General features: G+C 38.9%; 20 protein-coding genes. 11 read left to right on the top strand and 9 right to left on the bottom strand.

Annotated elements, in window-relative coordinates:
- Positions 1-535 precede the first annotated feature (535 nt).
- The 7 genes from THC_RS04705 to THC_RS04675 are packed head-to-tail and all read left to right on the top strand — an operon-like array spanning position 536 to position 7228.
- Positions 536-1018: a CarD family transcriptional regulator gene (locus THC_RS04705; protein WP_068514066.1), complete on the top strand. Its 483-nt coding sequence runs from the start codon at positions 536-538 to the stop codon at positions 1016-1018.
- A gap of 14 nt (positions 1019-1032) precedes the next feature.
- Positions 1033-2094, top strand: coding sequence for a PIN/TRAM domain-containing protein (locus THC_RS04700; protein WP_068514064.1), 1062 nt, complete (start codon positions 1033-1035; stop codon positions 2092-2094).
- Entirely contained in the window at positions 2087-3754 is a 1668-nt protein-coding gene (gene mutL / locus THC_RS04695) for a DNA mismatch repair endonuclease MutL (protein WP_068514062.1), read from the top strand. The genes THC_RS04700 and mutL overlap by 8 nt, the downstream gene beginning before the upstream one ends.
- Positions 3751-4674 (top strand): tRNA (adenosine(37)-N6)-dimethylallyltransferase MiaA, encoded by a 924-nt coding sequence (gene miaA, locus THC_RS04690; protein ID WP_068514059.1) that lies wholly within the window; start codon positions 3751-3753, stop codon positions 4672-4674. Before mutL ends, miaA begins: the two co-directional genes overlap by 4 nt.
- Positions 4675-4680: 6 nt before the next feature.
- Entirely contained in the window at positions 4681-5559 is an 879-nt protein-coding gene (locus THC_RS04685; RefSeq protein WP_068514056.1) for a YicC/YloC family endoribonuclease, read from the top strand.
- An 8-nt stretch (positions 5560-5567) separates the two neighbouring features.
- Entirely contained in the window at positions 5568-6428 is an 861-nt protein-coding gene (locus THC_RS04680) for a UbiA-like polyprenyltransferase (RefSeq protein WP_068514053.1), read from the top strand.
- The gene (locus THC_RS04675) at positions 6425-7228 is read left to right on the top strand and encodes a ParA family protein (RefSeq protein ID WP_068514050.1); all 804 of its coding nucleotides are present in this window, start codon (positions 6425-6427) and stop codon (positions 7226-7228) included. The genes THC_RS04680 and THC_RS04675 overlap by 4 nt, the downstream gene beginning before the upstream one ends.
- Here THC_RS04675 and THC_RS04670 read toward each other — a convergent pair.
- From THC_RS04670 to THC_RS04640, 7 genes are all read right to left on the bottom strand, one after another.
- On the bottom strand, positions 7214-8239 hold the full coding sequence (locus tag THC_RS04670) for a sensor histidine kinase (RefSeq protein WP_068514047.1): 1026 nt from the start codon (positions 8237-8239) through the stop codon (positions 7214-7216). The genes THC_RS04675 and THC_RS04670 overlap by 15 nt on opposite strands.
- Before the next feature lie 7 nt (positions 8240-8246).
- Positions 8247-8930, bottom strand: a complete 684-nt coding sequence (locus THC_RS04665) for a response regulator transcription factor (protein ID WP_068514044.1) — start codon at positions 8928-8930, stop codon at positions 8247-8249.
- A gap of 184 nt (positions 8931-9114) precedes the next feature.
- A complete protein-coding gene (gene phoU, locus THC_RS04660) occupies positions 9115-10476 on the bottom strand; it encodes a phosphate signaling complex protein PhoU (RefSeq protein ID WP_068514041.1) in 1362 nt (453 codons plus the stop codon).
- Positions 10469-11236, bottom strand: coding sequence for a phosphate ABC transporter ATP-binding protein PstB (gene pstB / locus THC_RS04655; protein WP_068514038.1), 768 nt, complete (start codon positions 11234-11236; stop codon positions 10469-10471). The genes phoU and pstB overlap by 8 nt, the downstream gene beginning before the upstream one ends.
- Positions 11237-11264: 28 nt before the next feature.
- Positions 11265-12137 (bottom strand): phosphate ABC transporter permease PstA, encoded by an 873-nt coding sequence (pstA, locus tag THC_RS04650; RefSeq protein ID WP_068514035.1) that lies wholly within the window; start codon positions 12135-12137, stop codon positions 11265-11267.
- 2 nt (positions 12138-12139) lie between these two features.
- Entirely contained in the window at positions 12140-13057 is a 918-nt protein-coding gene (gene pstC, locus THC_RS04645) for a phosphate ABC transporter permease subunit PstC (protein ID WP_197650944.1), read from the bottom strand.
- Positions 13058-13083: 26 nt separating this feature from the next.
- Positions 13084-14094, bottom strand: coding sequence for a PstS family phosphate ABC transporter substrate-binding protein (locus THC_RS04640; protein WP_068514028.1), 1011 nt, complete (start codon positions 14092-14094; stop codon positions 13084-13086).
- Between the two features lie 326 nt (positions 14095-14420).
- Here THC_RS04640 and THC_RS04635 point away from each other — a divergent pair, with 326 nt between their 5' ends.
- Positions 14421-15284, top strand: coding sequence for a L,D-transpeptidase family protein (locus THC_RS04635; RefSeq protein ID WP_068514025.1), 864 nt, complete (start codon positions 14421-14423; stop codon positions 15282-15284).
- Positions 15275-16120 (top strand): pantoate--beta-alanine ligase, encoded by an 846-nt coding sequence (gene panC, locus THC_RS04630; RefSeq protein WP_068514021.1) that lies wholly within the window; start codon positions 15275-15277, stop codon positions 16118-16120. Before THC_RS04635 ends, panC begins: the two co-directional genes overlap by 10 nt.
- 81 nt (positions 16121-16201) lie before the next feature.
- On the opposite strand, the gene THC_RS09325 is transcribed toward panC, so the two are convergent.
- Positions 16202-16321, bottom strand: a complete 120-nt coding sequence (locus tag THC_RS09325) for a transposase (protein WP_167344322.1) — start codon at positions 16319-16321, stop codon at positions 16202-16204.
- A gap of 89 nt (positions 16322-16410) precedes the next feature.
- Between THC_RS09325 and panD the strand changes: the two genes are divergently transcribed.
- Both panD and THC_RS04615 read left to right on the top strand, forming a co-directional pair.
- Positions 16411-16767: an aspartate 1-decarboxylase gene (gene panD, locus THC_RS04620; protein WP_068514018.1), complete on the top strand. Its 357-nt coding sequence runs from the start codon at positions 16411-16413 to the stop codon at positions 16765-16767.
- Positions 16739-18034, top strand: coding sequence for a MiaB/RimO family radical SAM methylthiotransferase (locus THC_RS04615; RefSeq protein ID WP_167344321.1), 1296 nt, complete (start codon positions 16739-16741; stop codon positions 18032-18034). Before panD ends, THC_RS04615 begins: the two co-directional genes overlap by 29 nt.
- Here the strand turns inward: THC_RS04615 and THC_RS04610 are convergent.
- The gene (locus THC_RS04610) at positions 17995-19275 is read right to left on the bottom strand and encodes an MFS transporter (protein WP_068514012.1); all 1281 of its coding nucleotides are present in this window, start codon (positions 19273-19275) and stop codon (positions 17995-17997) included. The two genes, THC_RS04615 and THC_RS04610, sit on opposite strands and share 40 nt — an antisense overlap.
- Positions 19276-19277 lie beyond the last annotated feature (2 nt).

Genomic DNA, 19277 nt, shown 5'->3' with positions numbered 1-19277 from the left:
CAGGCAATCTTGCCTGTGGAGGTAAATTACACTCCAAGGTATGAAAGAAACATAGACAGGAATGTCTGTGGTACAACAGACACAAAAAAAATCAAGGGTTTTAAAATTTTAGCTCCTTACAAATTCCCGTAATGCCTCATTTAAAAATCTACTTGAAATAGGTTTCGTTGCGGAATTTAATTTTCTAAATAAAATCATTTTAACTTCCCCTTATTTATTGTCAATTTTATCCTGGGAATAATCCCCTTTTTCTTTAAATATGCTCTTTCAAGTCTTCTCTGATATCTCCTTATCTCTCTGTGAAGCTCCTTTACCTTTTCACCCGCTCTTTCCTTTGAAATAAGTTTTACGAAAGAACTAAGCTTGTAAAATTTAAGAGGGGCGAAATAGATAGTTTTTTCGTGAAGGTTCAAGAGAGGTGCTAAGATTTTTTATATGAGGCAACGATAAATTTTTGAATAGATTTTTAATGAGGCAATGGGCTCTCTTTAAAATTTGAAAAAATCTGCTATAATTTAAAATTAGGTGAGAGAGGATGTTTAAGATTGGCGATGTTGTCGTTTATCCAGGGTGTGGGATTGGCAGGATACTTTCTATTGAAGAAAAGGTCATAGAGGGGAAGACCTTTAAAACTTACATCTTTAAACTTCTTGATAGTGAAACTGAATTCTTCATTCCCCTTGATTCAATTCACCGCGTAGGACTTAGACCTATTATTTCCAGGGAAGAGGTAGAACGGGTATATCAAATCCTTGCTCAAGATGAGGTCCATCTCCCCAATGGAAACTGGAATAAAAGATATAAAGAGTATACCGAAAAATTAAAGAGTGGAGATATCTTTGTTCTGGCAACTCTCTTGAGAGAGCTTTCGGAGATTGCTAAAACTAAACCCCTTTCCTTTGGAGAGAAAAAAATTTTTGAAAGGGCTAAAGAGCTCTTAGTTAAAGAGCTCTCTTTTTGTGAAGATTGCACCTCTGAGGAGATTGAAATAAAGGTTAAGGAACTCCTCAACCTCTAAAAGGGTAGTTCACCTTGAGAAAATATTTTTTTCAGAGCCTTTTATTAGGAATCAGTTTTTTTCTTGGTGCAGGTATCTTTTACTATTTCTATTATGCTGAAAGAGGGCTTCCCTGGGTTATAGCTGGTGGTCTTCTTGGGGTTGCCCTTGGAATTATTACCCTCTATTTAGAAGAAAAGATTCGCAAGCTCCCCCTTTTAAAGATAGTGGGAGGATCCTTAGGGCTTATTCTCGGGCTTGCTTTAGCCAAACTTATCTCCTCCTTTTTTGAGATCTTTACAGCAGGAGTTTGGCAGGTCTTTCTTTATGCCATGAGTGCCCTTGGTCTTGGATACTTAGGAATTATGCTTGGCGGAAAAAAAATTGAGGAGATAGTCATATCCGAATTCTTTGAAAGGTTGGGAGAAAAATTAGCCAGCAAAATCTCAACCCCTGTCAGCTCCATATCCAAAAAATTTGCCCGTAAAGGAACGCCCAAGATCCTTGACACAAGTGCCATTATTGATGGAAGGATTCTGGAATTAGCTAAAACTGGCTGGTTAGAGGGACCTCTTCTTCTGCCCAGAATTATCCTTGAAGAAATCCAGATGCTTGCAGATAGCACTGATCCTGCCAAAAGGGCCAAAGGTAGAAGGGCCCTTGATCTCTTAAAGGAACTTAAAGAGACCTTCAAAGGTGAACTGAGGATCATAGATCAAAATTATAAAAATCTCCCCACCGATGAAAAACTCATCAAGCTTTGCAGTGAATTCTCAGCCAAACTTGTAACCACTGATTATAACCTAAACAAAATGAGCCAGCTTTACGGAGTTGAAGTCTTAAATATAAATGAACTTTTTTTAGCGCTTAGACCTTCGGTTAGACCAGGAGACCTTATAACTATTCAGATCATAAAAGAGGGTAAGGAGAGAGAACAAGGAGTGGGTTATTTAGAAGATGGAACCATGGTAGTTGTTGAAAATGCCAAACACCTCATTGGAAAACACTTAGATGTAGTGGTAAGTCACTTGCTTCACTCTCCAACAGGAAGGATTGTCTTTGCTCAGCTGAGGGAAGTAAAGACCTTTAATGCCTAAGATTCAGGTTTTACCAGAGGAAATTCGGGGAAAAATCGCAGCTGGTGAGGTCATAGAAAGACCTGCCTCTGTTATTAAAGAGCTCCTTGAAAATTCTCTTGATGCCGGGGCAAAAAAAATCCGCATTGAATTGCATAAAGGAGGTCTTGAAAGAATTGCTGTTTATGATAATGGAGAGGGATTATCCCCAGAAGATTTAAGGCTTTGTTTCCTGCCCTTTGCTACAAGCAAAATCAAGGACCTTTCGGATCTTTTTTCCCTCACAACCTATGGTTTTAGGGGAGAGGCCCTTTCAAGCATTGCTCAGGTTTCTCGTTTAAGGATCGTGAGTCTGCAAAAAGGGGCAAGCCTTTCCTATGAAGTGATAGTTGAATTTGGAAAGGAGCTTGACTTTAAACCAAGCAGGATCAAAGAGGGAACTCTCGTTGAGGTTTCTGACCTCTTTAAAAATCTTCCAGCCAGAAGGGCCTTTTTAAAGACTCCCACAAGGGAAACTGCCAAAAATCTGGAGATCATAAAGGCCCTTATGCTTACCCATCCTGAAATTGAGTTTCAAGTCTTCGTTGATGACAAAGAGACCTTAAGCTGGCAAGGAGGTGATCTTAAAACACTGCTTGAAAACCTCCTTGAGATTCCCCAGGAATTTATGCACCTTTCCGAATTTATTGAGCCCCCTTATCAGGTAACCCTTCTTTTAACAGATACGCGTAAGACCTTTTCCCATGGTAGATTTCTCTATTTTATTGTAAATAATCGGCTTTTACAGGATAATAAACTTACAAAGGTTTTTTACTCACTCCTAAAAAAAGTCTATGGGAACCTTGGTTTTCCTGCTGGTATTTTACAGCTCAGTCTTCCTCCTCATCTTGTGGATTTTAATGTCCATCCCGCTAAATGGGAGGTAAGATTTAAAAGGGAAGGGGATGTCTATCAGGTCCTTGAAAGAGCCTTAGAAAGACACTTCCAGGCTAAAAGAATCTATACCTTTAGAGAGTCTGCAATTTCCTATTCCCAAATTATTCGGGAAGATATACCTTTGGAATATTCAAGTAAAGCCCAACCCTTGACTAATGTAGAGAGCCAGTTCTTGTTTAAAGAAGCTTCCCTTTTTTCATTCAAAGTCCTTGGAGTCTTTAAACATACCTATTTGCTAGTTGAAAAGGGGGATGAGCTCTTTATTGTTGATCAGCATGCCCTCTCAGAACGGATTCAATATGAAGGCCTCAAAAAGAAGGCAAACTATTTTACTTCCCAGAGATTGCTTCTGCCCTTTCTGATTTCACTTACTTCAGAGATGAGAGAAAAGCTTGAGGAAAAGCTTTTGTATTTATCAAGTCTTGGTTTTGAGATAGATCCTATCAGAGAGGACACCCTTCTTGTAAAGGGAGCCCCTTCGGAATTTACAGAATTTGCAAAGGAGGTTCTTGAAAACTTTTTACTCTCTCCCTGGAATAGTCTGCAAGAGGCAAGAGACTATCTCTTAAAAGAGTTTGCCTGCAAGCTTGCCAGGAAAAAGGGGGATTTTCTCTCTGTAGAGGAAAGGACCTATCTCGTTGAAGAGATGTTTAGAAAGAACCTTGAGACCTGCCCTCATGGAAGGCCTCTCTTTTTTAAGATAAATCTTTCTGATATTGAAAAGAGGCTTAAAAGAAGACTGTGAAGGAAAATATCAAGGTAGTAGCCATCTGTGGCCCAACTGGAGTAGGAAAGACGGAGGTCTCCATAGAAATTGCCACAAAATTCTCAGGAGAAATAATAAATTTTGACTCTCAACAGTTTTATCAAGAGCTTTGTATAGGCACAGCTAAACCCACTGCTGAAGAAAGAAAGGGAATTCCTCATCATCTCTTTGAAGAGTTGAGCCTTTTTGAGGAGATGAATGCTGCAAGGTTTCTTGAACTTGCGGATAAAAAGGTTAAAGAAATTAATCTTCGGGGAAGACTCCCCATCTTAGTAGGTGGAACAGGACTATATCTAAGGGTTTTTGAATACGGCCTTTTTGAGGTAAAAGTTGATCCAGAAATAAGGAAAAAACTTAAAATTAAAGCGGAAACTGAGCTTTCTTCCCTGTTTGAAGAATTAAAGAACCTTGACCCGGAATATGCCCAAAAGATCCATCCTAAGGACAGGGTTAGGATTGTAAGGGCCCTTGAGGTAATCTTAAGCACAGGTAAACCCTTTTCTGAATTCCACAGGCAAAGCCTTTTTTTTACCCAGAAGCGCTATCCCCTTTTAAAAATAGGGCTTTACCTTCCCAGAGAGGAACTTTATGCTAAAATCAATGCCAGAGTGGAGAGAATGATTGAAGCAGGCTGGTTAAAAGAAGTTGAGTCCCTTTATCAAAAATATGGAGCATCTGTCTTTGACAGAATTAAAGCTATAGGGTATAAAGAACTTTATCAGGTGCTATGTGGAGAGCTTACCCTTAGCACTGCTCTTGAAAAAATCAAAAGGGATACAAGGCACTATGCCAAAAGACAGCTCACCTGGTTTAAAAAGGAAAAGGACCTTGAGTGGTTCAAACCCTCTGAGATCTTAACCATCCTCCAGAGAATAGAGGCATTTTTAAAGGAGGCTTAAGTTTTTATGGAGAGTATGACGGGTTTTGGAAGCTCCATTTTTCAGGGAGAAAATTTTCAGATACACTGTCAGGCAAAATCTATCAATCACCGTTACCTTGAGGTAACTTTGCGGATTCCCAGAAGATATTCTTCTCTGGAAGAGAGAATTCGTAAAAGGGTGCTTGAGCTTTTTGAGAGGGGAAAGATTGAGATCCAGATCAAAATTTATGGATTTCCAAAAGAGGTTAAAGACATCGCCTTTGATCTGGAATTAGCAAGAAAGATAAAATTTAATCTTGAGACCCTTAAAGCCACCCTTAATTTAGGGGGAGAGATAACCCTGGCTGAGATTTTATCTTTCAGAGAAATTGTATTATTGGAGGAAAAAGAAGAGGACCTTGAGAGTTTATGGATTGAGCTTGAGCCCTCCTTAGAAGAGGCCCTTGCAGAATTAAAAAATTCAAGGTTAAGAGAGGGAGCTCTCTTAAGAGGGTATATTGAAAAGTTTTTAGAGGAACTTAGCGGGGTTGCCAAAAAAATTGAGGCTTTGAAAGAAAAGGTGCGTGAGGAAAATCTTAAAAAAATGAAGGAAAGAATTGAAAGGAATCTTAGTGAACTCTCCAGTCAGCTTGATGAGGGGAGATTCTATCAGGAGGTAGCCCTTTTTCTTGATCGCTTAGACTTTACTGAAGAGCTTGACCGCTTTAAGGTTCATCTTCAAGAGATGCAAAATCTCCTTGATGAGAAGGCCTCTGGCAAAAGGCTTGACTTCCTCTGTCAAGAGCTCTATCGGGAGATAAATACCCTTTCCAACAAGGCTCAATCTGCTGAGATATCACAGCTTGCAGTTATCGCTAAAGACCTCATTGAAAAAATCAGGGAACAGGTGCAGAATGTGGTATAGGAGAGGATATGCTTCAGAGACTTAGGTATTACTCTGAACTTATAAAACTTGAGCACACTATTTTTGCTCTACCCTTTGCCCTGGCAAGTATTGTCATTCTTATGGAGAAACCTCCAGGTTTAACTAAAATTTTTCTTATTCTTCTTGCTTTAGTTTTAGCAAGATCCGCAGGGATGCTCTTTAATCGATTCCTTGATAAAAATTTTGATGCTAAAAATCCACGCACCATGAGTTGGCCCCATGCCAGAGGCCTGGTTAAAGACTGGGAAATAAAGCTCCTGATTGCCCTTTCTGTTTCAGCTTTTATTCTTATTTCAATGTTTATTAATACTCTTGCTCTACTTTTAAGCCCCTTTGTAGTGCTTCTTCTCTTTATTTATCCCTTAGCCAAAAGGTTTACCTATTATCCTCATCTTGTGCTTGGATTAGTCTATTTTTTGATTCCTATTGCTGTGGATGTGGCTTTAAATGAAGCAATTTCAAAGACCTCACTCCTGCTTGGAATAGCCATGGCCTTCTGGGTCTCAGGCTTTGATATCCTTTATAGTCTTCAGGATTACGAATTTGACCTGAGAATGGGACTTAAGTCTATCCCCGTTCGCTTTGGTATTAAAGGGGCCTTAAGACTTGCCAGATTCTTTCATTTAATAACCTTTTTTGCCCTTTTGGGAGTAGGTCTGAGTTATACTAAGGCTGGAATTATCTATTTCCTTGGGCTCTCAGGTATCACCCTTTTTCTCATTTATGAACATCGCCTCATCTCGGAAAGGGATCTCTCCAAAATCAATAAGGCCTTTTTTACCATAAATGGCTTTATCAGTATCCTTTTTTTTATTGTGGTTTTACTGGATAGGATCTTACCTTTATGACAGAAAAAAAATTCAAAATTTTTGCCTTTATAAATCAAAAAGGGGGAGTGGGGAAAAGCACTCTGGCAGTTAATCTTGCCCGGGCTTTGACCTTGAAGGGAAAAAGAGTTCTTCTTCTTGACTTTGATCCTCAGGCCAATGCAAGCTCAGGTCTTGGGGTAAAGGTTAGCCGAAAGGAGAGCGTATATCAAGCCATAGTGGAAGAAAGGGTGGATGCCCTTTTAAAAGAACCCTTTCCCGGGCTTTATCTCCTTCCCTCCTCTATAGATCTTGTGGGCTTAGAGCTTGAGCTTACAGATCTTGAGAGGAGAGAATATGTCCTCAGAGATTTTCTCTATGAAACCTCTTTAGAAGAAGTGCCCCTCTTAAAACACTTTGATCTTATCTTTATTGACTCTCCACCCTCTTTGAGTCTTTTAACTGTTAATATTCTTTGTGCTTCCCAGGGGGTTATGATCCCTCTGCAATGTGAATATTATGCTCTGGAAGGCCTTTCTCTTCTTGTAAAGACTGTGCGGGGGATTAAGGAAGCCTTTAATCCTGAGCTAAGACTCTTTGGTATGGTTCTCATGATGTATGATCCGAGAAATAAACTTACTCAGGAGATTGCTGAAGAGGTAAGAAAAAATTTCAAATGGATTCTTTTTGAGACTCCTATTCCAAGAAGCGTAAGGGTCAGTGAGGCCCAGAGCTTTGGTCAGCCCATTCTTGATTATGAACCCCATCATAAGGTAAGTGAGGCCTTTAAAAGACTTTCCGATGAATTTATTGAGCGCCTTAAAAATTTAAATTCTTTTTAAATCAATCTCCACTATAAGGCCTCCGCCTTCAGGAAGACTGAATTTGATTGCTCCTCCATGGGCTTCAATGATTCTACGGGTAATGAAGAGCCCAAGCCCCATCCCTTCACCCTCTCTAAGCTTAAAAAAAGGCATAGCAAGTAAAGGGAGCTTTTCTGGTGGAACCCCAGGCCCATAATCTCTTATTGCCACAGAAACAATCTCAGAGGATACCTCATAAACCTTTATTTCTACCTTTCCCCCATCTGGTGTCACTTTCACGGCATTCTCTATGACATTAAAGAAAGCCTGGGTTAAAAGTTCAGAAGAGCCCTTAAGAAAAATATCTTCAGGTATTTTTCTTTCTATGTTTATTCCCTTATCTTCAGCAAGGGGGCTTACCCAGAAAATCGCCTCTTCAAGACACTCCCTTAAATTCACAGCTTCTCTCTTAAATCTTATCTCTTTGGCAAGATATTCAATACTTGAAAAGAGTTTCTTTAAGAGTTTTTCCAGTTTTTCAAAGGCCTCTTTGGCTTTTTCAAAGCTTTCTCTATCCCTTTCCTCAAGGGATAGGGCTATTTTATCTTCTAACCTTTCCAGATATCCCTTGGCCACAGCCAAGGGTGTTTTTAACTCATGGGAAAGATAACTTAAGGCCATTTGATAGGCCTCTTTATAACTTTCAATTTCTGTAATATCCATAAAGACTAACATTTTGTAATCTTTACCCAGGGGTATTTCAAGGCTCTTAAATCTTCTTCCCCCCTTGTTGATTCCTTTAATGAGATCTGAAAGTCTGGGATTTGCCCCAAAATTTTCAAGAGCTTTTTTGTTAATAAAAAAGATTTCCTCTCTGTGCAAAAGTATAATTTCTGTTGGAATCTCATGCAGGGCTTTTGAAAAGACTTCCCTTAGTTGAGAAATACGGGAAAGTTCTTGACGAAGTTTGAGGTTTTTTTTATATAGAGTGATCCCAAGTATGAATAGGAAAAGAAGTAGGAAAAAAAGAAGTAAGGTTAGATCTGACATTTATTTTTCAGAGATCTGGGACAAAACGGTATCCAAGGCCTCTAACCGTTTGAAGACATTTCCCCGCTTCACTTAACTTAGCTCTAATTCTGCATATGTAGGCATCAAGGACCCGGGAATAATATTCCTTCTCATTAGCCCAGATAAGCTCAAGGAGCTCTTCCCTTGAAAAGACCCTCTGGGGATTCTGAATAAAAAAACTTAAAATTTTATATTCTGTTGCTGTAAGCTCAAGAAGTTTTCCTTCAAGAAAAATCGCTTTTTTATTGGTATCAAGTATAAAGGGACCACAACTTATATAAGAAGAAGGGAGTTCCTTTCCTTTTTTTAGGAGGCGCCGAATGCGTAAAAGAACTTCCCTCAAGCTGAAGGGTTTCACCACATAGTCATCTGCTCCAAGCTCAAAACCAAGGATCCGATCAAGTTCCTGCCCCTTGGCAGATATTATTACCACAGGAATATTTTTATATTTCTGAGACTCACGCACATATTTTAAAATAGATAATCCATCGCCATCAGGAAGAATAAGATCAAGCACTATAAGATCAAGGGAAGGCATGGTTGAGAGAGATGCATAAGCTTTAGCAAGATTTTCCCTGAGTTCTATTTGATAACCCTCTTCCTCAAGGGCCTCCCCAAGAAGCTTAGCTATCTCTTTATTATCCTCAATTATGAGAATTTTTGCTTTCATCTTTTTTAATATATTTCATTTTCTATACTAAGGCAATCCCTTAAAGGCTCTTAAATAGCCATCCAAAAGCTTCCAAGAAATCCCAAAAATCTTGCTTCTGTGCGTTTTTTTTTATCTAAGTTTATATGTTAAAGGACATCCTCTTATTTTTTAATGTTTTTTAGAATCAAAGATATCTTATCCCCTATCTTGCTAACATAGCTCTAAGGAGATCAACAGTATTTTCAGCACGCGAAGATATTTTAGCAATAACATCAAGAATCCTTTCTCCATGAAGGAGATCTTTAAGATTGTCAATTTCCCTATAAAGTCTTAGCTTAAGCTTATGGGTTCTTTCCTCGGTTATAAATTGAGTTTCTCTTACCTTTCTTATTAGTTCCTTTGCTCGTTCTCTGTCTTCCTCTCTCCAGTTTGTTAAATAGCCCAGAGTTTTTACTACGATCTCCTCAAGGGGTGAGACAGCTTCAAGGCTTTGCTCAAGAAGCTTTAAAAATTCTTCTTTTAAAGCCTCTGAAATTTTAATCTGATGATACATAAAGAGATTTAAAAGCTCTTCTGCAAGATCAGCCAAAGAATCTTGTTCCTTAAGATAGAGAAAGAGCTCAAACTTTTCAACAGGAAGAATCAATCCCTTGGGAAGATGACTGCGTATACTGGTTTTAATCTTGTCTGCCTCTCTCTCAATATCTCTTATGTGTAAGTCAATTTCCTCAACTTTTTCCATATCCTCCTCAAAATAAGCTGAAAGCGCAGGATGAAGTCTATCAAGGCATTCCTTTATTAAGCGAAGATGTCTCTTCATGAGTTGAAAGGTTAAGCTTTCCTCAAGAGCAGGGGCTACCTCAAGAGTGGGCTTTTTCTCTTTAAGACCTCTCATAAATTGACCCTCTATTACAAAAATTACTGCCTCAGCAATATTACAGGCAAGATCTGCAATACGCTCAAGATTCTCAACTATTACGAAATAGTTTAAAAGACATCTTCCCCCGATTAACCCATTATTAAGACATGCTTCCAGTTTTTGTCTTAATTCCTCCTTCATGGCATCAACGAGATCATCTCTTGCAAGAACTCTCATTGCAGAGTCTTTATTTTCCTCAAGGTATGCTTTCATTGCATCTTCAAGCATGGATAAAGACTCCCTTGCCATAGGAGAAATTTCCACTCCACATTTTTTCTCAATAAGTTCTCCCTCTTCTTCAAACTCAAGAATCATTTCAGCGATATTTACTGCCTGGTCCGCAGTTCTTTCTAAGTTTTTTGCTATCTCAAGAACACTAATCACCCTTCTTAAATCCCTGGCAACGGGTTGTTGCAGGGCAAAAATTTCAAGGGCGGTAATATTAATGAGATGTTCATAGTGATCCACCTGATCATCAAGCTTTATAATCTCTTCAGCTCTCAGACGATCCCTTTTTTGATAAGAGAAAATAACTCCCCTTACCATTTCATCTACCACCTTAGCCATCTCATAAAGAAGGGAATGAAGAATCTGAAGTTCTCTATTTAAAGCAATTCTAACCATAAGCCCTCCATTTTTATCCAAACCTTCCAGTGATATAATCCTCGGTGAGCTTTTTAGCAGGATTGGTAAAGATTTTTTCAGTTCGGTCATATTCAATAAGTTCTCCCAGATACATAAAGGCAGTAAAGTCTGAAATACGGGCTGCCTGTTGCATATTATGGGTTACAATAACAATAGTTATTTTGCTTTTTAACTCTACAATTAGGTCTTCAATTTTAGCTGTGGAGATAGGATCAAGGGCTGAAGTTGGCTCATCAAAAAGCAAAACTTCGGGTTCAGGAGCTATAGCCCTTGCAATGCAAAGTCTCTGCTGTTGCCCTCCTGATAAAGAATAGGCATTTTCATTAAGTCTATCTTTAACTTCATCCCATAATGCTGCATCCCTTAAAGCCTTTTCCACACGGTCTGCAAGTTCACTTTTATTTTTAATCCCCTTGATTCTCAATCCATAAGCCACATTTTCAAATATGCTTTTGGGAAAGGGATTTGGCTTTTGAAAGACCATGCCAATGCGCATGCGAATATAAAGGGGTTCAACCCCAGGAGAAACTATGTTAAGCCCATCGGGATAAAGGATAATTGAGCCCTCATAACGGGTTCCTGCATAAAGATCATGCATACGATTAAAGGACCTAAGTAAGGTGCTTTTACCACAACCAGAGGGACCAATAATGGCTGTAACCTTGTTCTCATAAATCGGAAAATTAATATTTTTAAGGGCTAAAAAATTCCCATAATAAAAATTAAAATTTTCAACTTTGATTTTTAGATTTCCATCCATTTGCTCGCATCTCCTTTGAGAGAAGTTTTTACCAGGTGTATTTTTTCCTCAGTTTATAGCGTAGATAAAAACTTACAGAGTTTAAAAGTAAACAGACCACAAGAAGAATAAAACCAGCTGCTGCAGCATTATAGTGAAACTCCTCTTGAGGTCTTGAGACCCAGTTGAACATCTGGATAGGAAGGACAGTAAAAGGACTTTTGAGCATCCCGATAAAATCTTCCCAGGGTGGAGGCGGTAAAAAGGCAATAAAGGTTAAGGCCCCGATAGTTAAAAGAGGAGCGGTCTCACCAATAGCTCGGGAAGTAGCAATAATAACTCCTGTTAGGATTCCTCCAAAGGAATAAGGCAAAAGATGATGAAAAACAAGTTCATAATTTGTAGCCCCGAGGGCATAGGCTCCCTCTCTTATCGCTCTTGGGATCCGCCTTAAAGACTCCCTCGTAGTTACCACAATTACTGGAAGCATAAGAAGGCCAAGAGTTAGCCCTGCAGTAAGTATGCTTTCTCCAAAATTAAAGCGATAAACAAAAATTCCCAGAGCTAAAAGACCATAAATAATGGAGGGCACTGCGGAAAGATTAGTTATATTTGCTTCAATAATACGGGCAATCCTACCCTTTCCACCAAATTCCTCTAAATAAATCCCTGCAGGAACACCCAAAAAAATGGACCAAAAAATAGCCCCAGCCATAACATATATAGTGCCAACAAGGGAAGAAAGGATCCCTGCTTGATCAGGAAATCGGGAAGGATAACTGGTATAAAATTTTAAATCAAAAATTCTATGCATCCCATCAACAAAAAGCTTAATAGCAATGGCAAATAAAAAAAGCATTGCAAAGAGGATAAAAAGGATACCCAAAAAACTAAATATTCGTTCTAAGGTCTTGTAATGCATTTTTAATACCTCTCAATTTTTGATTTAAAGTAAATAGCAAGGAGGTTGAAAAATAAGCTCACAATAAAAAGAAGAAAACCTGCAGCAAAAATAGAAAGATACTCAAAGGAGTTAAAGGGAAGATCTCCTAAGGCAACCTGCACTATATAGCCAGTGATAGTCTGAACGGGTTCAAGGGGATTAAGGGTGAGATTGGGAAACATACCTGCAGCTACTGCAACTACCATGGTTTCTCCAATGGCACGGGAAGCTCCAAGAAGATAGGCTGAAAGTATTCCTGATCTGGCTGCAGGAACAACCACTTTAAAGGCTGTTTCAAGTTTTGAGGCCCCAAGACTATAGGAGGCCTCCCTAAGATACTGGGGAACTCCTCTTAGAGAATCTTCAACTAAGGAGGCTGTAAAGGGAAGAATCATAATTCCAAGCACAATACCTGGGGAGAGGGCATTCATTCCTTCAACCACAAGACCAAATTTTCCCAGAATCCACTGAAGAAGAGGGGTAACCCCAAGAAGAGCAAAGTATCCATAAACTACTGTTGGCACTGCCTCAAGAAAATCAAGCCAGGGTTTGACAGATTCTTTAATCCGATAGGAGGCAAATTCACTGAGATAAACAGCAATAACTAAGCCAAGGGGCACAGAAATTATCATAGCAATGAAGGCAATGAGAAAGGTGCCACAAAGAAGGGGCCAGATTCCAATCTTCTTGATCTCAAAGGTAGGTGTCCATTCCCTTTCAGTAAAGAATCTGATTAAAGAGGTGGGGAATCCGCCTGCCTCTTGATGGGTAAAAAATTTTATAGTATCCTCAATTAGGGCTATCACTATAGCAAGAGTAACAAAGATAGAGACAAGACTTGTAAAGATTAAGAAGCCTTTGAAGAGATAATCAAGTTTCTTTTTATGCTCTATTTTCACGGATCCCCACCTCATAGGTTCTTATATTAATGCTTGGCTTCTCTCTTTAAGAGTTCTTCAACTGTTAAACCTACTTCAGGCTCACCTCCAAAGACTGTTCCAAGCTCCCTTTTCTGGAAACGTTTTTTAGCAAGTTCATAAGCCTTGTCAGGAAGGGGGATATATCCTACTTGCTTAGAAATTTTGGCTGCATTATTAAGATAAAACTCTACAAATTCTTTAACCTCAGGTCTTTCAAGGGATTTGGCATTGACATAGATAAAAAGGGGCCTTGAAAGGGGTTGATATTCGCCAGATTTCACTGTTGAAAGACTTGGTAAAACGCACTTTCCAGTTTTGGGATTTTTGATAGCTATTGCCTTTATCTTACCCTTATTTTCCTCAACATAGGCAAGCCCAAAATAGCAGAGAGCCCCCTTTTCCCTCTGGGCAAATTGAACAAGGACATTGTCATCTTCTGAAGCAAGATAGTCCCCTCTTTGAGACTTAGCCTTTCCAACAATAGCCTCGGTAAAATAATCAAAGGTTCCAGAGTCAGAACCAGGACCACAAAGCTTTATAGGCTCCTTTGGCCAATTGGAATCTAAATCAGACCAATAAAAAGTCTTACCCTGAGACTCGGGCTTCCAGACCTCCTTTAATTGCTCCACAGTCATACAGGTTGCCCAGTTATTTTTTGGATTGACCACAACAGAAAGCCCATCATAGGCGACAGGAAGCTCAATGTAACTGATTCCATTCTTTTTGCATTCTTCCATTTCCTTTTTAAGGATGGGCCTTGAGGCATCACTAATATCTGTTTCCCCTCTGCAGAATTTTTTAAAGCCACCTCCGGTTCCGGAAATTCCCACTGTTACCTTTACAGCACCCTTTTTAGCCTTCTGAAATTCTTCAGCCACACCCTCTGTAATGGGATAAACCGTAGAGGACCCATCAATTTTGATAACCTGAGAGGAAAATCCCTTGGAAACACCTCCAAAAAGAGATAACCCAGCAACTAAGGCCAACACTTTCTTACTAACTAAAACCTTCCTCATATCGCCACCTCCTCTTTTAATTTATTTTAAAGATAGCCCCTAAAGATTAAAAGAGTTTTAAAGTAATGTTAAAGTAATGTTAAAAGAGGGAAATATTTTTTTTGCATAGGTTCTGATTCTTCCAAGAAAAAAGAAGAGTGGAAAGAAAAAAGAGGAAAGAAGTAAGAGGTGAGAAGTAATAAGTGCGGAGGCCCTTGCGTGTATGCCCTGTGTAGGGGTTTAAAACACACATAACAGGCAAACACATAGAAATTCTATAGAGTCTCAAAAGGTATGGACGCATACATTTCTCTTGAATAAAAGAGAACTTTGAATAAAATTATAGTGTGAAGTCCTGGTTTTCTGGATTTTTCCTGGTAATTTTCTCAGGTTTTATTTTCATCTCTTTTCTTTATGCCCAGGAAAGATACATCCTTGTGGATAAAGCTACCTATACCCTTTATCTCTTTAATCAGGGAAATATTATTTTTGAAGCCAAAATTGGCTATGGCTTAAAGAGTCCTCTTTTTAAGAGCAAAAAAGGGGATTTTTTGACTCCTGAAGGGGCATATAAAGTCACAACCATTAGACCCTCAACTCAATATTATTACTTTTTAGAACTCAACTATCCTAATTTTAATGATTTGTCCTTGGCTTATTTTCGTGGAGAGGTCAAACTTGAATTTATTGAAAGATATTTACAAAAAAATTATCCCCAAAGGGAAAACCTTCTCGGAAACAATATTGGTATTCACGGAGGCGGGGCCTTTAAAAAAGAAAAGGGGGAACTGAATTACCACTGGACACAAGGTTGTATAGCCCTCAATAATGCTGATCTGGATTACATCCTAAGGTATATAAAGACCGGAGATTCTGTCTATATAATTCATTCTCAGAAAGCACTCTTTGAAATTCTTAAAAAATTAGCCTATCCCCTTAGAGTTAGACCTTTGGATTTTTGGGAAGGTGCATTATATTTGAAAGTAAATCCCTCTACCTTCTGGTATTTTAAGATTATTGAAACCTATAGAGGGAAAAAACTTTTACTCTGGGAAGAATGGATTAAGGGAAGACTTAATGCTAAAGCCTATTCCGAACCCGATGGAGCCTTAAATCCTCAATTGGAAAAGACCTTGAAGGATATTTTTATAGGAAATATAAATTCTCTTTTAGAACCCTTTCAAGGAGAGCCTCTTTCCCAATGGAAATAATAAAAAAAATTGAAGAGATGCAGAGGATAAGCACAAACCTTCGTAAAGAGGATAAAATTATTGGTTTTGTCCCCACTATGGGCTATCTTCACGAGGGTCATTTAAGTTTGGTAAGATTGGCACGCAGTAGAGCAGATAAGGTAGTAGTAAGTATCTTTGTAAATCCCCTTCAATTTGGCCCCTCTGAAGATTTTAAAGTCTATCCTCGGGATCTTGAAAGAGATTTAACCCTTCTTGAAAAGGAAGGTGTGGATATAGTCTTTGTCCCTTCAGCAGAAGATATGTATCCTTCTGATTTTAAAACCTATGTTGAGGTCACAGATTTAACTGATAGACTGTGTGGGGCCTTTAGGCCAGGACATTTTAAAGGAGTCACAACCATTGTGCTAAAACTTTTTAATATTGTAAAACCCCATCTGGCAGTCTTTGGTGAAAAGGACTATCAGCAGTTAAAGGTGATCCAGCAAATGGTTAGAGACCTTAACCTGGAGATAGAAATTCTCTCTCACCCTACAGTCAGAGAAGAAGATGGTTTAGCGATGAGTTCAAGAAACACCTATCTTTCTGAAGAGGAGAGAAGGTCAGCCCTTTCTCTCTATCATTCCTTAAAGCTTGCAGAAAGACTCATACTGGGAGGAGAGAAAAACCCTGAAAAAGTAAGAGAGCTTGTAAAGGATTATATAGAGAAGTTTCCTCACAACAGGGTTCAGTATGTGGAGATAGCGGATCCAGAGACTTTAAAGCCTGTTTCAGTGATTGAGAGATCGGTGCTAATAGCTATTGCTGTCTTTGTTGGAAAGACAAGGCTTATTGATAATAGAGTTATTAAAATTTAGAAGGCAACTATTAGAAAATAGGATAAGGTAAAAAGGTTAGCCGTGGCAAATCACCCTGGAATTATTAATTCTTTTATTTTTCTATTTGCCAGAACTTTTAATCACAGGATCAAGCCATGCATATTTGATAATCTTTTTAGCAGGCTCTCCAAACTTTTTAATATCCCCTATTTCAGCTATAAATCTAAAACTGGATTTCAAAAAAAAGAGTCTTTGGATGTGGATAGAAGAGATTTTTTTGCAAAGGGGACATGCTTATATTATAAACAAAAATTGCATGAGGAGGCTTTATGTATAGAAAACTTTTGAAAGCTAAAATTCATCAGGCTGTAATTACGGATAAAAATCTCTATTATGAGGGAAGTCTCACCTTAGATAGGGAGATTATGGAAAAGGCGGGGCTTTTGCCTTTTGAAGCAGTCTGGATTTATAATCTCAATAATGGAGCGCGCTTTGAGACCTATCTCCTTGAGGGTGAAAAGGGAGAGGTTATACTAAATGGGGCAGCTGCAAGACTTGGTGAAACTGGAGACCGCATCATCATTGTTGCCTATGCCTGGGTGGCAGATAATGAGCTTCCCTATTTCAAAACAAGACTCCTTTATCTAAATGAAAAGAATGAAGTTAGTCAGATCAAAAACCTCTAAAAAGGTTTATCCTGTAAGTCTTGGTTGCCCGAAAAATAAGAGTGATTTTGAAAAACTGCTTTTTCTTTTAAACCAGAAGGGTTATGAGTTTACCCTTGATCCCGGGGAGGCAGATCTTTTCTGGGTGAATACCTGTGCCTTTATCCAGCCAGCTGTAAATGAAGCCCTTGAACATATCTTTGAATTGGGAGAGCTTAAAACCCCCCACCAAAAACTCATTGTTTCAGGATGCCTTCCTGCCAGATATGCTATTGAGGACCTGAAAAAACTTTTACCTGAGGTTGATGAATTCTATGGTATCGAGCCCTTTCGCTATTTTGCTAAAGAAGAGCCTTCTGATAAAGTGCTTTCAGAAAGCCCCTTTTATAGCTACTTAAAGATCTCAGAGGGATGTAGTCATCGTTGTAGTTATTGCACTATTCCCAAAATAAGAGGCCCCTTTAGAAGTAAACCCTTGGAGTTGGTTCTCAAAGAGGCAGAAAATCTCCTGAAAAAAGGGGTAAGGGAGCTTATCATTGTGGGTCAGGATATAACCTTATATGGTAGGGATCTTAAGGAATCTAATCTTCTTATCAAGCTCCTTAAAAAAATCTCTTCTCTTCCTTTTCATTTTCGAATAAGACTTCTCTATCTTCATCTTCTTCATCTGAGTGATGAGCTTATTGAGGCTATTTTTGAAATCCCAAAGGTTGTGCCCTATTTTGAGATTCCTATTCAGCATGCTGATTCCGAGATTTTGAAAAAGATGCATCGGGGGTATACCCCTGAAAGAATCTTGAAAATAATAGAAAAGGTGCGCTCTTTCAATTCTATGGCAACCCTTCGGACAAGCATTATAGTTGGCTTCCCGGGAGAGAAAGAAAAGCACTTCCTCAATCTTATCACCTTTCTTAAAGAGGCCCAATTTGATTACTTAGGGGTTTTTCCCTTTTATCCTGAAGAAGGGACACCTGCTGAGGCTCTTCCTGAACAGGTTCCTTCAAAAGAGAAAAAAAGACGGGTAAAAGAGGTCTTAAAGGTTCAGAAAGAAATAACAAAAAAGCGTTTAAACTTAAGGGTTGGTCAAAGAGATGAGGTTTTAATTCTTGGAGAGGATATTAAAGGTCGGCTTTTTGGCCTTTCTACACTACAGGCCCCAGAAATTGACGGCCTTACCTTTCTTAAAAGGGGCATCAATAATCTTTTACCTGGAAATTTGGTAAAGGTAAAAATTCTAAAAAGTGGGGCCTATGACCTCTGGGCTGAACCCTTGGATTTAAGGGGATGAGTCTCTGGTAGAAAAAAGAAGGTAATCAAAAAGACAAGAGCAGTAATTCCAGAAAGATAAAATCCCGGAAAGGTCAAAAATCCCGTCTTTTCAATAAAATAGGTGCAAACCATAGGGGCTGTTCCTCCAAAAAGAGCTAAGGAAAAATTATAGAGGAAGGCAAAGGAAGTGCTTCTAATTTTTACAGGAAAGAGCTCAGCAAGTGTAACGGGAAGAATACTCATGAAAAATCCAGAGATAAAAGCAAGGGCAAGGTGAGAAAGAAGCATAAAGGTATATCCCTTGGGAATTAAATAATAATTAAGCAAAGCACTGATTGCAGCATAAAGAAAAAGGGAAAGGAGAAAAAAGGGCCTTCGGCCATAAAGGTCTGAAAGATAAGCACAGGGCAAAATTAGAATATTTAGTAAGATCATAGCTAAGGTGTTTGAAAAAAGGGCCCTATCCTGAGCAATTCCAAAATAACGGGCAAAGTAGGTGGGAAAATAAACAAAGAGGATATAGAAGGCAACTCCCTGCACCATGGAGAGAAACAGGGTTAGAAAAAAGGAACGGGGATACCTCTTCAAAGCATAAAATAATGGAAATCCCTTTAAGGGAGAGAAGGTCTCTTTTACAAAGGCAGGGGTTTCATAGGTGTGTCTTCTGATAATATAGCCAATGTAAGCCAGAAAAAGAGTGGGTAAATAGGCCAATCTCCAGCCATAAGCCTCAAGGATTTCTTGAGATAAAAAGTGATGTAGTAAGGTTGCCACAAGAGAACCAAGAAGAATCCCAAGGATAGCCCCAAAAAGATTCACACTGCTCCAAAGAGCCCTTTTAGTGGGTGAGCTGTGTTCAAGCAGAAAGGTTATGGAGGTAGTATATTCCCCACCAGCTGAAAATCCTTGCAGTATCCTTAAAAGAGTTAAAAAAAGGGGAGCCAGTATCCCCAGAGTCTCATAGGTGGGGAGGAAGATCATAAGAAAGGATGGAATGGCCATAAGAACTATGGACATTAAAAGGGCAGGCTTTCTACCCCATCTATCCCCAAGATATCCAATAAAAAGCGCCCCAAGAGGTCTGGCAAAAAAACCTATGGCAAAGGCTGAAAAACTTAAGATTAAGGAGACTGCAGGATCTGAAACCGGGAAAAAAAGCTTAGCAAATTGCGAGGCAAAATAACCATAAATAATAAAATCATACCACTCAAGGACATTTCCAATAATGCCTGTAAAGAAAAGGACTCGGGTAGAAGACATTT

This window comes from Caldimicrobium thiodismutans (genome assembly GCF_001548275.1).
Lineage (GTDB): Bacteria > Desulfobacterota > Thermodesulfobacteria > Thermodesulfobacteriales > Thermodesulfobacteriaceae > Caldimicrobium > Caldimicrobium thiodismutans.
The sequence above is the reverse complement of the archived record's forward strand: the minus strand, read 5'-3'. Positions and strand labels throughout refer to the sequence as shown.

Coding starts and splice junctions, on each gene's coding strand:
- THC_RS04705 (WP_068514066.1), top strand. CDS start 536: ATGTTTAAGATTGGCGATGTTGTCGTTTATCCAGGGTGTGGGATTGGC.
- mutL (WP_068514062.1), top strand. CDS start 2,087: ATGCCTAAGATTCAGGTTTTACCAGAGGAAATTCGGGGAAAAATCGCA.
- THC_RS04685 (WP_068514056.1), top strand. CDS start 4,681: ATGGAGAGTATGACGGGTTTTGGAAGCTCCATTTTTCAGGGAGAAAAT.
- THC_RS04680 (WP_068514053.1), top strand. CDS start 5,568: ATGCTTCAGAGACTTAGGTATTACTCTGAACTTATAAAACTTGAGCAC.
- THC_RS04675 (WP_068514050.1), top strand. CDS start 6,425: ATGACAGAAAAAAAATTCAAAATTTTTGCCTTTATAAATCAAAAAGGG.
- THC_RS04670 (WP_068514047.1), bottom strand. CDS start 8,239: ATGTCAGATCTAACCTTACTTCTTTTTTTCCTACTTCTTTTCCTATTC.
- THC_RS04665 (WP_068514044.1), bottom strand. CDS start 8,930: ATGAAAGCAAAAATTCTCATAATTGAGGATAATAAAGAGATAGCTAAG.
- pstB (WP_068514038.1), bottom strand. CDS start 11,236: ATGGATGGAAATCTAAAAATCAAAGTTGAAAATTTTAATTTTTATTAT.
- pstA (WP_068514035.1), bottom strand. CDS start 12,137: ATGCATTACAAGACCTTAGAACGAATATTTAGTTTTTTGGGTATCCTT.
- THC_RS04640 (WP_068514028.1), bottom strand. CDS start 14,094: ATGAGGAAGGTTTTAGTTAGTAAGAAAGTGTTGGCCTTAGTTGCTGGG.
- panC (WP_068514021.1), top strand. CDS start 15,275: ATGGAAATAATAAAAAAAATTGAAGAGATGCAGAGGATAAGCACAAAC.
- panD (WP_068514018.1), top strand. CDS start 16,411: ATGTATAGAAAACTTTTGAAAGCTAAAATTCATCAGGCTGTAATTACG.
- THC_RS04615 (WP_167344321.1), top strand. CDS start 16,739: ATGAAGTTAGTCAGATCAAAAACCTCTAAAAAGGTTTATCCTGTAAGT.
- THC_RS04610 (WP_068514012.1), bottom strand. CDS start 19,275: ATGTCTTCTACCCGAGTCCTTTTCTTTACAGGCATTATTGGAAATGTC.